Below are 17,158 nucleotides of genomic sequence, written 5' to 3' on the forward strand. Positions count from 1 at the left end.
CTACGGAAAAATTAATTTTACACTTGCCATTAAAATCACGGTTCCTAAAACTATTTTTAAGGTTTTGTTCGAAAAATAACCGCTCCCGTAAAATCCGCCTAACATTCCGCCTATCGCTGCAATCGGAACCAGATATAAACTTTCTATCGGAATAATTTTCCCTCCCATAAGAAATCCTAACATTCCTGCAAATGAATTGACAAATATGAACAGACTTGAAATAGCTGCTGATTCTTTTACTGAAGCCCATCCCAGGAATAATAAAATCGGACTTAAAATAATACCGCCTCCAATACCCAGCATTCCTGACAGCAAACCAATTACAAATCCTATTGCCAAAGCAAAAGGCAATTTGATCTGAACCGCTTCTTTTTCCTTAAAATTGAATATTCCGAACAATCTAAGAGCTGCAAACACCAGAACGATTCCTAAAATAACTTTATAAATTGTATTATCAAGCGTAATAAATCCGCCAATAAAAGCTGCCGGCACAGAAGCTATCGCAAACGGATAAAAGAGTTTGGGTTTAAAATAATTCATTCTGTAATAAAACAAAAACGAAATACTCGAAACAAATAAATTCAGCAACAACGCCGAAGGTTTCATAATCGCTACCGGAAAAGCAAAAATAGTCATTAAGGCCAAATAGCCTGACGCTCCCCCATGTCCAACACTGGAATACAGAAATGCAATCACAATTAATGCAAAACTGAAGAGGATAATATTTTCGGAAGTTAGTAGCTGCATTGTTTTTTTGTTTCAGGTTTATTTTGCTTCAGGTTTCATGTTTTCTTTGTTTCAGGCTGCTTACTGTATGTTTTTATTTACACACTGCATTTCAATATTTTACATCAAAAACTATATTCTTTACTCTTTTTTTCTATATTCTAAAATCTTCAATCAATCGGCAATAATGTAACCAATTGTTCTTTTTTAAGGTTTTCAACATCATTAGGTACAATTAGCAAACAATTCGCTGTTGCAAAAGTGTTGAGCATTGCTGAACTTTGGCTATCTAAAACCGTAACATGGGTTTCATTGTACAAAGCTTTTAAGAACAATGTTTTTCCGGATGAATTCGAAATTCCGGCATTTAATTTTCGGGCTAATTTTGGCAAATGAATATCTGAAAATCCCATTCGGTTTCGGATTGCCGGATATACATACACATAAAAATTAGTCAGCGAGGAAGCCGGATTTCCGGGTAAAGCAAAAACTAAAGTCTCCTTTTTAGAACCAAAAAACATTGGTTTTCCCGGTTTTTGATTGATTTTATAAAATAGTTCTTCTACTCCGTTTTTCAGTAATGCTTCTTTTACAAAATCATAATCGCCAACTGAAATTCCACCCGAAATTAAGACTACATCATATTTTTCCAGTATATTTTTTAAAGCCTTTTTAGTTGCTTTAAGGTTATCTTTTACTTTAAAAACCTTTGCTTTATTAACTCCAATTGTTTGAAGCGCTGCCTGAAGCATCACGGAATTACTTTCGTAAATTTTTCCTTTTGGTAATTTTTTTCCCGGTTTTACCAGTTCGTTTCCAGTTACCAATATCGCTACTTTAGGCTTTTTGTACACTGTAATTTCTGTGATTCCCAAACAAGCCAGAAAACCAATAGCAGCCGGTGTAATTAAAGTATTGGCCTCAAAAACAATTCCATTTTTATTGATCTGCTCCCCTTTCGCACGAACATTTGCAAACTGTTCCGGCATTTTAGCAATCAAAATTGAATTTTCATTTGCCATTACGTGCTCCTGCATTACAACAGTATCCGCATCATCAGGAACAAAAGCTCCTGTAAAAATTCGGATTGCTTCGTTTTCTTTTAGTTTTACATTAGAATGATCTCCCGCTTGTGAAATACTTACAACATCATATTGATGTTTTATACTGTGTCTGAAAGCATAACCATCCATTGCTGACTGACGAAACGGCGGCATTGCGATTGGCGAATAAACCGTTTCTGCCAATACATATCCGAGTGCTTTGCCAACTGCTATTATTTGTGATGGCATTTTTGAGCTGTTTTCGGCTACGATTGTTAAAGCTTCACTAACTTGTATCATTTCACAAAAATATAAAACTAAGTATAAATACTTAATGCAAATATAAGTATTTATTACTAGCGTGGTTAAAAAAAATTAATTTATTTTTCAAACTATAAAATTACTCTAATTTATTTAAAATCACGCCTTAAATCACATCCGGTTTTGTTATAAAATTTTTTCAACTATTATTGAAACTGATCTGTTTCTATTATTTTTGATCTTGACCTAAATTCAAAAATCATATAATTAAGTATAAAATACTACATTTTACAATTGTTTAGAAAATATTTACAACATTATATCAAATAAACTATTCTACATAATAATCTAAATATCAATGATTTAACAACTAATCATTTCTACAAAAGTTTACTTATTTGCTTTTGTTTAAAAAAAAACTAAGCAAATTTTTGGTTTTTATTATATTAAAATTAACTTTGTCTATAGGATTAGTAGAGTTTAAAAAAATGTTTAAAACCATAAAAACTATATTTTGAAAACAACCGAAAGCATATCTTATTCCATTCTTTCCAAAAAAAAAACTTATAACACATCTTGTTGTTGTATGTGCTTCTGTTGCTAATTCTCAAAAGCAATCCTCCGTTTTGATTCTGATTTTAATATTCAAATTACAAAGAGTCTTTCAATTCAAAAACATTCTTATTGAACATTATAAATTCTTTTTGACAATCAATTGTTCTAAAAAGAATATTCAATCTTATACGCATTAATCAACAAGTCCAATTAAAAAAAACTAAAATTACCAAAATGAAAAAGATGCATAACCATTGCTGTAAATAAATAAAAAAAGCCATTTCTGCGGCAACAGAAATGGCGAGGCTTAAAGAAAATTTATCGCTAAATAAAGGAAAATAGAGAGTTGAAAAATCAACTTTCAGGGCTCCTTGTTAATTACTTAAAACCAATACAAAGAAATGAAAAAAAATATAAATCTCATTTTATGGGTGACAATTTTATTATTATCTCTGAAATTTCAGGCACAAAATACCCAATTTATAATAAATTCAACTCTAAACGGAACTGTTTTAGACAAAATAACACAACAGCCATTACCCGGTGTTAACGTTCAGATTAAGGGAACTACCCATGGCGTAACCACGGATATAGATGGAAAATTCTTTTTTGAAACTGGGCAAAAATTTCCTTATACCTTAATAGTTAGCATTATTGGCTACAAAAGACTACAGGTTGTAGCTGATGGAAGCCCCATAACAATTGAACTGGAAGAAGATGTTCAGCAGCTTAAAGAATTAGTAGTTGTAGGATATGGTACTCAAAGCAAAAAAAATATAACGGGATCTGTATCTTCTATACCAAAAGCAAGTTTAAATCAGGTAACCTCATCAGCAGATAACCTGCTTCGCGGAGCAGTTGCCGGAGTTGTGGTTACACAAAGTTCTGGTCAGCCGGGAGCTTCATCAAGCATCCGGATTCGTGGCGGGAACTCCATTACCGGAGGTAACGAACCTTTATATGTTATTGATGGAATTCTAGTTTATAATGACAACAATAACGGTTCTGCCGGCATATCATTTGCAGGAGCAGGAGTGAATGTTTTGTCCACTTTAAATCCTTCGGATATTGAATCTATTGAGGTTTTAAAAGATGCTTCTGCAACTGCAATTTATGGTTCACGTGGTGCTAACGGTGTGATTTTAATTACTACTAAAAAAGGCAAAAAAGGACAAAATAATATTACGTATCAGGGATATTTTGGATTTCAGAACATTACTAAAAAACTGGATTTACTGAATGCCAGCGAATGGGCAACCTTACGAAATGATATTCAGACCGGTCTTGGGCAGACGCCTTCCTTTACATCACAGCAAATTGAAGATTTTAAAACAACCGGAAATTATGACTGGCAGGATGCCGCTTTTAGGAAAGGAGCTCCAATTCAAAATCATCAATTGAGCTTTTCAGGTGGGGATGAAACTTCAAGATATTCAGTTTCTGCCAATTATTTTAAACAAGATGGAATTATCATAGGATCTGATTTCAGAAGACTTTCGTTAAGGATCAATTATGAAAAAGATGTAACCGATTTGTTTCGATTTGGTGTAACAGCAACCATAACCAATTCAGACTTTAATGGTATGAGCGCCAATAGTTCAAGTGCTGCATTAACAGCTCCTAATACCTTAGCAGGAGTACTATTGACAGCACCTGTTGTCCCAATACGAAACCAGGACGGTACGTTTAATGTTAAAAACAATCCGTATGTAGCTTCTATAAACGGTTACATTTCAAATCCTATTAACGATTTGGAAAATATTACCAATGAAACAAAAATCAACAGAACCTTAAGTTCTTTATGGGGAGAATATAAGTTAGCCAAAAACCTTGCTCTTAAATCCACTTTAAATGCTGATATCATTAGCACCAAGCAAAATTACTACGCACCATCAAACACGACAAATGGTATTGAAACCAAAGGATATGCTTCTGTTGGAAATAAACTCGTAGGTTCTGTTTTAAATGAAAACACATTAAATTACAATACTTCATTTGGAGAAGACAAACACCAGCTGTCTGCTTTGGCCGGATATACTATTCAGTATTCTAAAGGAGAAGTAGCAACTTCCGGAGCAACTAACTTCAATAATGATTTGAGCGGATACAATGCCTTGCAGGACGGAAACCCGATAAAACCCACAAGTGATGCCTACGAAAGTGTTTTAGAGTCCTGGTTAGGGAGAGTCAATTATTCTTATTTAAACCGTTATAATTTATCTGTTTCTGCACGTGCAGACGGATCTTCAAGATTTGGTTCTGAGTCAAAATGGGGATTCTTTTCTTCAGCAGGTTTTTCATGGAATGTTACCGAAGAAGATTTTGCTAAAAATATCAAAGGCGTAGATAATATCAAATTGAGACTAAGCGCCGGAACAACAGGAAATCAGGAAATTGGAGATTACTTGTTTTTAGCCTCTTTGGGTTCTGTAAACTATTCTTTTGGAGGAACTATTTACACCGGTTTTGCTCCAATACGATTATCCAACGAGAAATTGAAATGGGAAAAAACGACTCAATATAACACGGGTCTTGACTTTGACTTTCTGAACAAACGAATCAGTCTTGTTTTGGATGCTTATTATAAAAAGACAACCGATTTACTGGTATATATACCAATTCCGTTGACCACAGGTAATACTTCTGTTCTGCAAAACATCGGTGCAGTTGAAAACAAAGGATTTGAAATTGGTATTATTACAGAAAACATCAAAACAGACAGTTTCTCCTGGAATTCTAATTTCAATTATTCAATTAACAAAAATAAAGTACTTGAAATCGGTAATGGCATACAGCAGTTTTTCCCTGTAGCACCAAGCGGTGTATTGAATTTACAACAGCCGGTTATCGTAAAAGTGGGTCAGCCCCTTGGAACATTCTGGGGTTACAGAACTGATGGTGTTTTCCAAAATCAGGACGAAATCAATACTCAGCCTACCTTAAACAGTATTGCCAATACAAAACCGGGTGACAGAAGATACAAAGACATCAGCGGTCCAAATGGTGTACCGGACGGAAAAATTACAGCTGCTTACGATAAAGTCAACTTAGGAAGTGCACAGCCCAAATTTGTAGCAAGTTTAAACAACACTTTGGTATACAGAGACTTTGATTTGAATCTGTTTTTTCAGGGTGCTTTTGGAAGTAAAATTTACAACGCAATCAACCAGCAGTTAGAAATTCCAACTTTAGGAAACAATGCAGCAGGTGCTTTAAGAGATCACTGGACTACAGCAAACCCAAGCGGGGAAATTCCAAGAGCAGCCAATTCACCTGCAACTGTAGTTTCTGACCGTTATATAGAAGATGGTTCTTATATCCGTTTGAAAACTGTTACACTGGGATACACTTTACCAAAAAACATTGCTTCAAAAATCAAAACCAAAAGCGTCAAATTTTATGTTTCAGCACAAAATTTAGTTACCTGGACCAAGTACAGTGGTTTTGATCCGGAAATTAGTTCATACGGACAAAGTAATTTATTGCCTGGTATCGATTACGGAGCTTATCCAACTTCAAAAACATTTATTAGTGGTATTAATGTCACTTTTTAATTAAAAAATAAAACAAGATGAAAAAGTTTATATTACTCTCAATAAGTACGATTCTACTGGCATCGTGCACAGATTTAGATGTGACACCAACATCATTTGTTACCAAAGAAAATTTTTATAATACCGATGACGATGCCATTGCAAGTGTTACTGCTGTATATGCTTCCTTAAGTTATGACGGAACCGAGCAAAGTCTTTTTGGAAGAAACCTTTACTTCCTGACAGACATGGGAACTGATTATGCTGCAGCGGGAGCATCGGCCATTAACCAAAACGTACGTGCCATTAGTGCTTTGTCTTATGATGCCAATACAGACAGGGTTCAGGTAGCGTGGAGACAAATTTACAGCGGTGTCAACAGAGCCAATATTGCGATTGACAATATTCCGAAAGTTCAGGGTACTGAGACACTCAAAGCCAGATTGATTAACGAAGCTAAGTTTATAAGAGCGTTGCTTTATTTTCATGCTGTTCGTTTATGGGGAGGTGTTCCGTTAGTTTTACATGAACCGAAATCGTTGGCCATTGAAGATTTAAAAGCAGACAGAGCGACTGTAGATGAAGTATATACCCAAATTATTAAAGATTTGACAGATGCCGAAGCGCTTCCTACAACATACACAGGTACTAATGTGGGCCGTGCAACATCGGGAGCCGCAAAAGCGATTTTAGCAAAAGTATATCTAACGAGAAAAGACTGGCCAAATGCTATTTTGAAAGCAAAAGAAGTTATTAACGGAGGATATGGCTATGGTCTTTTCACCAACTTTTCGGATATTTTTAATAAAGCTACTAAAAACGGAAAAGAGCATATTTTCTCTGTTCAGTTTGAACCAAATCAGGCCGGAAACGGAAGCAGCGGAAGCACTTTCATGAGAACTTCTTTTGCAGGATTTGCGCCTGTTGAACCTGCAGATATTATCTCAGATGTAAGTTTGTTTTATGATATCTACGCTGCAGGCGATACGCGCAGGGATGCTACTTATGCCAAACAATTACTTAATCCGGCAACCGGTTTATTGTACACTTTTCCAAAACCTATTTTTAGAAAATACCTGGATGTTACCATTTTATCTAATGGTGCGAATGTGTCTATTAACTTTCCGATTATTCGTTATGCTGATATTCTGGTAACATTAGCAGAAGCCATAAATGAACAGGAAAATGCGCCAACAGCCGAAGCTTATGAAGCCATCAATAAAGTGAGAAGGAGAGCCTTTGGAAAACCAATTGATACGCCTGATACAACAGTAGATTTAGCAGGACTAACCAAAGAACAATTTAAGGAAGCGATTTTTACAGAACGTACAAAAGAGTTTGCTCAGGAAGGACAACGCTGGTTTGATCTGGTTCGTTGGGGAAGACTGGTTTCTGAAGTAAAAAAAGTACCCGGAAAATCAGCCGTTTCAGAAAGGAACAATTTATATCCGATTCCTCAAAGCGAAAGAGATCAAAATCCGGACGGATTACCACAAAACTTAGGATATTAATAACCAACCATAAAAAATTATAATCATGAAAAATTTCAAAAATAACTTTACAATCAAAAGTCCGCAAAAAGGCCTTTTGATTACTGCGTTGCTTGTAGCTCAACTTGGCATTGCACAAAATCAGCCAAATGCAGATTTTAAAGGAACTGTCGGTAAAACATTGGCTGAATCAAAAGAATACTGGCCAGAACCGGTAAAAGCTCCTGCAGGTGCTCCCAACGTAGTTTGGATTTTGCTGGATGACGTAGGTTTTGGAGCTTCAAGTGCTTTTGGAGGTCTAATTGAAACACCAACTTTTGATGCTTTGGCAAATAACGGATTACGTTATACCAATTTTCATACAACAGCCATCTGCGCCCCTACCCGTGCCGCTTTGCTAACCGGAAGAAATTCAGGAAGAGTTCACGTTAGCGGTTTCTCCCATACTATTTTGTCAGCAGGTTTTCCTGGCTGGGACGGAAGAATTCCATCTGACAAAGGAACCATCGCTGAAATTTTACGCGAGAACGGCTATAACACTTTTGCAGTTGGTAAATATGGTGTAACTCCTGATGAAGAAGCTACTGATGCAGGTCCGTTTGACAGATGGCCAACCGGAAAAGGCTTTGATCATTTTTACGGATTCTTAGGATCACAAACCGATCAGTACAATCCGGATCTAGTAGAAGATCAGGTACACATAAAACCGGACGGACGCCACTTAAACGAACTGATTACGGATAAAGCTATCAGTTACATTCAAAAACAACAAAAAGCAGCACCCGGAAAACCGTTCTTTTTATACTACGCTCCCGGAGCCGCTCATGCACCACATCAGGTAGCTACAAAATGGAGTGATGCTTACAAAGGAAAATTTGACGAAGGCTGGGATGTATACCGTGAAAAAGTATTGGCTAACCAAAAGAAACTGGGTGTAATTCCTGCTAATGCGGTGTTGCCGGAACGTAATCCGCTGATTGGGGAATGGAAAAAATTATCTCCGGACCAAAAGAAAGTCTATGCAAGATTCATGGAGGTTTATGCCGGATTTTTGACTTATACCGATGCAGAAATCGGAAGGGTTGTCAATTATTTAAAAGAAACCAATCAGTTTGATAATACCGTGATTTTTGTTGCCATTGGAGATAACGGAGCCAGTAAAGAAGGAAGTCTGGTGGGGACCATTAACCAAAATCTCTTTGCTCAGGGCGTTTCTGACGAAAAAAATCTTCAGGACAATTTAGCCAATATTGGCGAAATCGGAACACCTCAGGGTCTTAACACCAATTACCCTTTAGGCTGGGCACAGGCGACCAATGCCCCTTTCAAAAACTGGAAACAGGATGCACAATCTGAAGGAGGAACACGCAACCCGTTAATTATTCATTATCCAAAAGGAATTAAGGATAAGGGCGGAATCAGAAATCAGTACAGTCATGTAAACGATATTCTTCCTACTACCCTTGATATTGCAGGAATAAAAGCTCCGGAATATATCAAAGGAATCAAACAGGATATCATTCAGGGATCTTCTTTATACACTTCTTTAAACGATGCCAAAGCAGAATCTCTTCACAAAATACAATACTACTACATTTTTGGAAACAGAGCAATTTACAAAGATGGCTGGAAAGCTGCTGCAGCGCATCCGGATCCGTTTACTTTGCTAAAAACTGCAGGTAAAAATGGATTTCCGCAGGCAAGCAATTTTGATAATGATGTTTGGGAATTATACAACTTAAACGAAGATTTTAACGAACGTAATAACCTGGCTAAAAAGTATCCTGAAAAATTAGAGGAACTTAAAAAACTGTTTGATGAACAGGCCAAAGAAAACAATGTTTACCCATTAATTGACTGGCAGGATGTATTGGGCAGAAAAATCCACAATACCGGTGCTGACAAAGGCAAAAACCTTCAGGAACTGATTAAAGAAGCAACGAAACCGGGAAGTGTGCAAGAATAATTAAATAAAATTTCAGAGCTATTGAGCATTCTCAAAAGAGTGTTTTAATAGCTCTTATTTAAAAAGCAACTTTAAAATTCGAAGATTGGAGTCAGGCTGATCTGATTTGAAGCTCTTTTATATACAAAACCTTAGACTCCCGCTCAGGGTTACAGTTTCTCAAATTAGAAATTTTGGATATAAAAATTCTACTAAATACATATAATTAAAGAAATAAAAAATATCCAAAAGCAAGCATTAAACCTATAAGAATCAACAAATATTTTTAAAACAAAACAGACCACAGCCTAAGCATAACGATAACTTCAAAATCAATAATAATGAAACCTATCAGCTTTAAATATATCATAAAAAAGATTATTGCCGGAAGTATCCTTTTCGGATTGCCTTTGACTCTTTTAGCTGGGGTTTTGGCATTATTGTATCTAATTTTTAAATAATAAATCATGGCTGAAGTAAAACAGGAAGTTGTAGAAATATCCAGCACGGACAATAAAATTACCGAAGAAACTAATTTTTATATAAATCAACTGGAAGTGATAGAGGCACTACTAGTTACAGGAAAGGAAGAAAAAAAAAATATACAGTTTATCCTGTTCCTGACTAAAATATTAAACTAAAAAAACACATAATATGAAACTAATCGATTATCAAATTATAGGCAAAAAGATTGTCGTAGGAACAATTCTTTTTTTAGTTCCGCTGGCAATTCTGGCCGGAGGTTTAGCACTAATCAATCAATTTTTAAAATAAGAAATCATGGCAACAGTTCACAATTCAAATAAAAATCTGACAAGAGATTTAAGCATCAGTCTTTTTATCTACACACTGCCTGTTTTGGCAATTTACCTGTATTTTAAATTAAGTAACGGTCTTGTAAGCGAATCACATATTGCATTACCGGCTTTTTTGGAATTTGCAAAACCGGCTTTCGAAAATATCCGTACCTGGGGATTAACTGTTTTTATGATTGTGTTGGGAATCATCGAATTTACAGCTGGCTTATATGATGACGAATGGACAGGCGAAGAACGTAAAATAGATATTGTGAGTTTCCTGGCTCCAAAGTTAATTTTACCTGCGGTTATTGCTTTTTTCAGTTTAAAAGTTTTACCGGTTTTGATTCCGAATCTTGAAAATTCACTTTCATGGGTTCCGTTTTGGGGCGGCTTTTTCCTGATTGCTGTTGCTGATGATTTAACCCAGTACTGGTACCATCGTCTGCATCATCAGATTCCGTTTTTGTGGCGTTTTCACAGAACGCATCACTCGGCTCCGTACATGGGAATGGCAATGCTTTCTAGACAAAATTTTATATATACCATCTTTTTCTCTCAAATATACTTAACAGCTACATTGACCTTTTTAGGCTTAGGATTGCCTGCTTTGTTTGTTCTGGTCATTAAAAGTTTGATCACTTTGGGTGCACATTCGAGCATTGCCTGGGATAAACCTTTCTACAAGTACAAAGTTTTACATCCAATTGAATGGGTATTGGAACGTTTGATTTCGACTCCGGCCACGCACCATGCACATCACGCAGATACCAGCGGAGACGGTGTTGGACACTTCAAAGGCAACTTTGGCAATATGTTTTTTATCTGGGATGTGATATTCGGAACAGGTTTGATTACACGTCAGTTTCCAAAATCATACGGAATCAAATCCTACAAACAGGAAGAATGGTATGCACAGTTTCTTTGGCCAATATTCAAATCTAAAAAAGAAGGAAGCGCTCTTGCCGAAGGTGTTCTTTCAGTACCCTTAAAGCAAAATCCGGTTGTTGAAAACCAGCCCGTATTCGAAACCGCTCAATCTTAAACTATCATGAAAAATAAAATATTTAAAAACAGCATTTCAGCCCTAACCCTGCTTTTTACAGTTATTGGTCTGGCACAAAATAAAAGTTCTAATACAGTATCACTAGATGTGTATTACAGTAAAATTCAGGCAGAAAAAAATCCGCAGATTATTGATGCGAGAGGTCCGGAAGAGTTTGCTTTAAACCATATTAACGGAGCGGTAAATTTTAATCTGGAATCAAAGGATTATGAGCAGCAGCTGGCAAAACTGGATAAAACAAAACCCGTTTTTACCTATTCTATCGGTGCCGGAAGAAGTGTCTGGCTCGCTGATGATTTATTAAAAAAAAGGTTTTAAAGAAGCTTACAGTTTAGAAGGCGGAATTGCCAACTGGATTGGTAACGGAAAACCGTTTTATGCCAATTCAAAAAGTAAATTGACGTTAGCAGAATACAATAAAATCATCGCTGAAAACAAAGATGTTTTAGTAGATATCGGATCCATTTATTGTGGTGCCTGCAAAAAAGTAAAACCGGTTCTGGAAACTATTAAAACGCAATATGGAACCAATTTAAAAGTCATAGAAATTGATCTGGAAGACAATCCACAATTTATAGCCGACCTCAAGATAATTAAAGTTTTTCCAACCCTGATTTTATACAAAAACGGCAAAATCATTTTCAAGAAAGAAGGTACAGCCGATTTGAAAAAACAGGTTGATTTGGCTTTGGCACAAAATTAATAACAGCCATGCCCCAATCTAATAATGCAGTTTAGTTAAGTTGTTTTTTGTTTTTTTTGCTATCCTACAAGGTCCAACAACCTTGTAGGTTTATCAATTTGAAATCAATCAAATCAGCCGGATTGCAGGCAAAAACATTTCCTCCCTTTTAAATACCACAACATATATGGCAAGATTTAAAAAAATCAAAAAGATTGGTTTACCCATTTTAATTGTCCTTCTGATTGCTGCAATATTTTTATTCTGGCCTATCAATACTGACAGAACATTAATAAAAGCAGATGCAAAATTAGCTGAAGGAAAAGCAGCATTTTTATCCAAAAAAGACACTTCTAATACTTCAGAAAAAAAACCGAATATTATCATTCTTCTGGCTGATGATTTAGGCAAATACGACATTTCATTATACGGAGGAAAATCGACTCCTACACCACAAATAGATGCTCTGGCGGCTTCGGGAGTAACTTTTACTGAAGGTTATGTTTCGTCTTCAATTTGTTCTCCTTCGAGAGCGGGTTTGCTTACTGGCCGTTATCAGGAGCGATTTGGTCACGAATTTCAGCCCGGAGACCGATATCCAAAAAACAATCTGGAATATTATGCCTTTAAATATCTGATTAATACCGATAGCTGGAGATTAAACCCAAAAATTGAATATCCAAGTGATGCTTCGATCGCTACTCAGGGTCTGCCTCAGTCTGAAATTACGTTTGCCGACCTGGCGAAAAGAAAAGGATACAGCACCGCCATTATCGGAAAATGGCATTTGGGACATAACAAAGGATTTTTCCCATTGGACAGAGGTTTCGATTATCATTACGGATTTTATCAGGCCTTTTCGCTTTTTGCTCCCGAAGATGATAATCCGGATATCATCAATCACCATCATAAAGATTTTACCGATAAAGTAATCTGGGGCAATGGCCGTGTTGGAATTGGACAAATTCGCCGTGATACTACCATCATCAAAGAGAAAGCGTATTTAACTGAAAAATTTGCCGAAGAAGCAGAAGCTTTCATTGATAAAAATAAAACAAAACCGTTTTTACTGTATATTCCGTTTAATGCGCCACACACTCCTTTTCAGGTTCGCAAAAAATATTATGACCGTTTTCCTAATGTAAAAGATGAAAACAAACGCGTCTATTTTGCCATGATCAGTGCTTTGGATGATGTTATTGGAAGAATCAGGGCAAAAGTCAAAAAAGAAGGTCTTGAAGAAAATACCCTAATTATTTTTGCCAGTGATAATGGTGGTGCCAATTATACTTTTGCTACTACAAACGCACCCCTCAAAGGAGGTAAATTCTCCCATTTTGAAGGCGGAATCAATGTGCCGTTTGCACTTTCGTGGAAAGGGAAAATCAAACCCAATACAGTTTACAAAACACCGGTAAGTTCGCTGGATATTTTCAGTACTATAGCGACTGCAATTCATTCTGATCTGCCAAAAGACCGTGTTTATGATGGTGTAGATCTAATTAGCACTGTAAACAATAATAAAGAAGCCCATAAAAACTTATACTGGCGTTCCGGAGATGCAAAAGCCATCAGAAGTGGTGACTGGAAACTGATCATCAGCGGAAAAACATATGAAAAATGGCTTTATAATCTGGCTTCTGATAAATCTGAAAAAACAGATTTAGCCCAAAAAAATCCGTCAAAAGTAAAAGAACTTCAAACTGCATTACAAAACTGGGAAAAAGGACTCGTAAAACCTTTATGGCCTAATTTAATGCATTATGAGTTTGACTTTGGAACACAAAAATACTTTGTCGATTTGTAACCGATCATTTTTGATTCAATAATAACCTTTAAAACAAATACAATGAAAAGAAGCTGCTGCTAATAAAAAAGCCATTTCTGGTGGAACAGAAATGGCGAGGCTCAAAAAAGAATATTCAATCTAAAAGGAATGCAAAAATCTGGAAAATCAATGCATCCTTTCTTTATTAAACCAAAACAAAGTAATGAAAAAAAAGTTATATCTATTTTCATTTCTCAGCCTATTTATGCTTTCGCTGGGAATTAATGCGCAGGAAACTACTCCGCTAATTCAGTCTAAACTGGAAGGTACTGTAGTCGACCAAATCACAAATGAACCCATAATTGGGGCTTCCATAAATATAAAAGGAACAACACACGGTGTACAAACGGATTTAGACGGAAAATTTTATTTCCAGACAGGACAAAAATATCCGTACACCTTAATCATAAGTTTTCTGGGTTATAAGACGAAAGAATTAGTTGTTGACGGGAGTCCGGTTCGTATTCCATTATCTGCCGATGTACAGGAACTCACAGACGTTCTGATTGTGGGTTACGGTACGCAAAAGAAAAAGGATTACACCGGTTCTCTTTCGTCTATTTCTGCCGAAATAAAGACATTGCCTGTTTTATCCGTAGACCGGATTCTTCAGGGAGGAATTCCGGGTGCGCAGGTTACACAATCCAGTGGTCAGCCCGGTGCAGGAACTTCAGTACGAATCCGTGGGGGAACTTCAATAATTGCTGGTAATGAACCTCTTTATGTAATTGATGGCTTCCCGGTTTATAATGGTGATGGGGCGACTGACTCCGGTGTGACCAGCGGAGCAAGCATAAACCCTTTATCAAGTCTTAATCCTACAGAAATTGAATCGATTGATGTCTTAAAAGATGCATCAGCTACTGCTATTTATGGATCGCGTGGTGCAAACGGAGTAATTTTGATTACTACCAAAAGAGGTAAAAAAAGTCAGCTGGCAGTTACCTATGATGGTTATTATGGGGTTCAAAAAGTGATCAGTACCATTCCGATGTTAAATGCAGAGCAATGGGGATATTTGAAAAACGATGCTTTGAAAGACTCCGGAAAAGCTCCATTATATACACAGGAACAACTCGATCAATTAGGCGAAGGCACAAACTGGCAGGACGAAGCTTATACGGATGCTCCTATACAAAGTCATACCCTTTCCATTACTTCGGGTACTGAACAGACAAGGCTTTTATTTTCAGGAAATTATTTCAAACAAGACGGTATCCTTATCAATTCCGGTTTTGACCGCTACTCCGGAAGGCTGAATATTGATCATGATTTAAATTCGAAATTCAAACTTGGCTTAAATCTAAGCGGAAGCAAAACCCACGCTGATGTTGCTCCTGACGGAGTGGTTCAAAACATTCTTGCTATGGTGCCCGTTGTTCCTGTACGCGATGCGAATGGACAATTTACTGTAAACAGCAGTTATGGTGCTGCAGTAGCAAATCCAATAGCCACAATGACCCAACAAATAAATGAAACTACTACAACAAGGTTTTTATTTAACGGTTTTGGAGAATACAAAATAATTGAAGGGCTAACAGCAAAAGTATCGCTGGGTACAGATATCATTGAAAACAAACAAAACAGATACATTCCTTCTACACTCTATGAAAGCCCTGCCGGTGGAAGTGCATCAAAAGGATCGTTATCCTCTCTCAACTGGCTGAATGAAAACACCATCAGCTATAAAAGAAAATTTGGCGAAAAACACGCTTTTGATGTTCTTGCCGGATACACACAGCAAAAAACGTCTTCAGAAGTATTTCGCGCAGGCGCCTCAAATTTTGCCAGTGATGAATTTACCTACAACAATCTTGGATCCGGTACTGTAATAACCACTCCGGCATCCGGGGCTACTGAATGGTCGCTTCAGTCTTATCTTGCCAGAGTTAATTATGGCTTTGATGACCGTTATCTTTTTACTTTCACTGTAAGGGCTGATGGTTCTTCGCGATTTGGTTCAGACAACAAATGGGGGACATTTCCTTCTGCCGCTTTTGCCTGGAATGTTTCCAATGAAAAATTCCTGAAGGGAGTTGAGCAAATCAGTTCATTAAAGCTTCGTTTGAGCGCCGGTTTAACAGGAAATCAGGAGATAAATCCGTATCAGTCGATAGCCAGACTTTCTTATTATCCGTATGTATTTGCTAATACACTGGTACCTGGTTTTGCCCCAAACAGTTTTGAGAATCCTGATTTAGGATGGGAAACAACAACCCAATATAACTTAGGTGTTGATATTTCCCTATTCAACAATCGGATAAGCCTTACCGGAGATGTTTATTACAAAAAAACCGAAGATTTATTACTGGAAGTTCCAATTCCTTATACTTCGGGACTCGAAAGTGCTTTTCAAAATTTAGGAGCAGTTGAAAATAAAGGAATTGAACTGGCTTTGAAAACACTGAATTTTACAGGTGAATTTGAATGGACCAGCAACTTCATTTTTTCAGCTAACCGAAATAAAGTATTGAGTCTTGGCAATGGTAATGATTTTTTTATTCCTGTTAATCCTGCAACTGCGACAACACCTTCAGGAATTGTAAAGGTAGGACAGCCATTGGGATCGTTTTATATGTACAAATTTGACGGCCTGTTTCAGGAAGGAGATGACTTTTCTGCTTCTCCGTTGGCAAATACAAAAGCCGGAAGCCAGAAATTTAAGGATTTAAATAATGACGGAAAAATTACTCAGGCAGATGACAGAACAGTCGTAGGCAATTCAGAGCCGCTCTTTTTAGCCAGTTTTACCAACACCTTCCGCTACAAAAATTTCGATTTGGTTGTTTTTATTAACTCTTCTTATGGAAATAAAATTTTCAACAGATCAGCAGCTGATTATGAACTGGGAACAGGTTATACAGGAGCCTATGCTACCTTACTGAACCGTTGGACTCCTACCAATACAAATACCAACATTCATCGGGCAGTTGAAGATCCCTCAGCCGTATTATCCGATCGCTATGTCGAAGACGGCTCTTACATCCGTTTTAAGAACATTTCTTTAGGCTACACTCTGCCTAAAAAGATTGCGAGCTTTCTCAGTCTAAGCAGTGCCCGGTTTTATATTTCCGGTCAAAACCTGATCACGTTTACGAATTATTCAGGTTATGATCCCGAAGTAAATCGAAACGGACAATCTGCACTTAATTCTGGAGTTGACGTGGGCGTTTATCCGGGAACTAAAACAATTTTAGGAGGAGTTAGTGTGACTTTCTAAAATTTAATACTA

11 protein-coding genes are annotated in these 17,158 nt (G+C 36.8%); 9 read left to right on the top strand and 2 right to left on the bottom strand.

The window, feature by feature from the left end:
* A complete protein-coding gene (locus tag GXM16_RS17325; protein WP_163395756.1) occupies nucleotides 1-747 on the bottom strand; it encodes a sulfite exporter TauE/SafE family protein in 747 nt (248 codons plus the stop codon).
* A 149-nt stretch (nucleotides 748-896) separates the two neighbouring features.
* On the bottom strand, nucleotides 897-2,069 hold the full coding sequence (locus GXM16_RS17330) for a molybdopterin molybdotransferase MoeA (RefSeq protein WP_163395757.1): 1,173 nt from the start codon (nucleotides 2,067-2,069) through the stop codon (nucleotides 897-899).
* A 917-nt stretch (nucleotides 2,070-2,986) separates the two neighbouring features.
* Between GXM16_RS17330 and GXM16_RS17335 the strand changes: the two genes are divergently transcribed.
* The 9 genes from GXM16_RS17335 to GXM16_RS17370 all read left to right on the top strand — a co-directional run bounded on the left by GXM16_RS17335 (nucleotide 2,987) and on the right by GXM16_RS17370 (nucleotide 17,146).
* Nucleotides 2,987-6,139, top strand: coding sequence for a SusC/RagA family TonB-linked outer membrane protein (locus tag GXM16_RS17335; protein WP_163395758.1), 3,153 nt, complete (start codon nucleotides 2,987-2,989; stop codon nucleotides 6,137-6,139).
* A 17-nt stretch (nucleotides 6,140-6,156) separates the two neighbouring features.
* Nucleotides 6,157-7,629 carry a RagB/SusD family nutrient uptake outer membrane protein gene (locus GXM16_RS17340; protein ID WP_163395759.1) on the top strand — a complete coding sequence of 491 codons (1,473 nt, stop codon included), beginning with the start codon at nucleotides 6,157-6,159 and terminating at the stop codon, nucleotides 7,627-7,629.
* Between the two features lie 25 nt (nucleotides 7,630-7,654).
* Nucleotides 7,655-9,574: an arylsulfatase gene (locus tag GXM16_RS17345; protein WP_163395760.1), complete on the top strand. Its 1,920-nt coding sequence runs from the start codon at nucleotides 7,655-7,657 to the stop codon at nucleotides 9,572-9,574.
* Nucleotides 9,575-10,020: 446 nt separating this feature from the next.
* A complete protein-coding gene (locus tag GXM16_RS17350; protein WP_163395761.1) occupies nucleotides 10,021-10,194 on the top strand; it encodes a hypothetical protein in 174 nt (57 codons plus the stop codon).
* A 139-nt stretch (nucleotides 10,195-10,333) separates the two neighbouring features.
* Nucleotides 10,334-11,395, top strand: coding sequence for a sterol desaturase family protein (locus GXM16_RS17355; RefSeq protein ID WP_163395762.1), 1,062 nt, complete (start codon nucleotides 10,334-10,336; stop codon nucleotides 11,393-11,395).
* 6 nt (nucleotides 11,396-11,401) lie between these two features.
* Nucleotides 11,402-11,734 (top strand): rhodanese-like domain-containing protein, encoded by a 333-nt coding sequence (locus tag GXM16_RS22885; RefSeq protein WP_229684376.1) that lies wholly within the window; start codon nucleotides 11,402-11,404, stop codon nucleotides 11,732-11,734.
* A 79-nt stretch (nucleotides 11,735-11,813) separates the two neighbouring features.
* Nucleotides 11,814-12,119, top strand: coding sequence for a thioredoxin family protein (locus tag GXM16_RS22890; protein ID WP_229684377.1), 306 nt, complete (start codon nucleotides 11,814-11,816; stop codon nucleotides 12,117-12,119).
* A gap of 166 nt (nucleotides 12,120-12,285) precedes the next feature.
* On the top strand, nucleotides 12,286-13,905 hold the full coding sequence (locus tag GXM16_RS17365) for a sulfatase-like hydrolase/transferase (RefSeq protein ID WP_163395763.1): 1,620 nt from the start codon (nucleotides 12,286-12,288) through the stop codon (nucleotides 13,903-13,905).
* Between the two features lie 184 nt (nucleotides 13,906-14,089).
* Nucleotides 14,090-17,146, top strand: coding sequence for a SusC/RagA family TonB-linked outer membrane protein (locus tag GXM16_RS17370; RefSeq protein WP_163395764.1), 3,057 nt, complete (start codon nucleotides 14,090-14,092; stop codon nucleotides 17,144-17,146).
* The last annotated feature ends 12 nt before the right edge of the window (nucleotides 17,147-17,158 follow it).

Origin of the sequence: Flavobacterium limi (genome assembly GCF_010645075.1) — a bacterium.
Lineage (GTDB): Bacteria > Bacteroidota > Bacteroidia > Flavobacteriales > Flavobacteriaceae > Flavobacterium > Flavobacterium limi.

What these genes read in the sequence shown, in the direction of transcription:
- GXM16_RS17325 (WP_163395756.1), bottom strand. Translation starts at nt 747, where the DNA reads ATGCAGCTACTAACTTCCGAAAATATTATCCTCTTCAGTTTTGCATTA.
- GXM16_RS17365 (WP_163395763.1), top strand. Translation starts at nt 12,286, where the DNA reads ATGGCAAGATTTAAAAAAATCAAAAAGATTGGTTTACCCATTTTAATT.
- GXM16_RS22885 (WP_229684376.1), top strand. Translation starts at nt 11,402, where the DNA reads ATGAAAAATAAAATATTTAAAAACAGCATTTCAGCCCTAACCCTGCTT.
- GXM16_RS17350 (WP_163395761.1), top strand. Translation starts at nt 10,021, where the DNA reads ATGGCTGAAGTAAAACAGGAAGTTGTAGAAATATCCAGCACGGACAAT.
- GXM16_RS17330 (WP_163395757.1), bottom strand. Translation starts at nt 2,069, where the DNA reads ATGATACAAGTTAGTGAAGCTTTAACAATCGTAGCCGAAAACAGCTCA.
- GXM16_RS17345 (WP_163395760.1), top strand. Translation starts at nt 7,655, where the DNA reads ATGAAAAATTTCAAAAATAACTTTACAATCAAAAGTCCGCAAAAAGGC.
- GXM16_RS17340 (WP_163395759.1), top strand. Translation starts at nt 6,157, where the DNA reads ATGAAAAAGTTTATATTACTCTCAATAAGTACGATTCTACTGGCATCG.
- GXM16_RS17355 (WP_163395762.1), top strand. Translation starts at nt 10,334, where the DNA reads ATGGCAACAGTTCACAATTCAAATAAAAATCTGACAAGAGATTTAAGC.
- GXM16_RS17370 (WP_163395764.1), top strand. Translation starts at nt 14,090, where the DNA reads ATGAAAAAAAAGTTATATCTATTTTCATTTCTCAGCCTATTTATGCTT.
- GXM16_RS17335 (WP_163395758.1), top strand. Translation starts at nt 2,987, where the DNA reads ATGAAAAAAAATATAAATCTCATTTTATGGGTGACAATTTTATTATTA.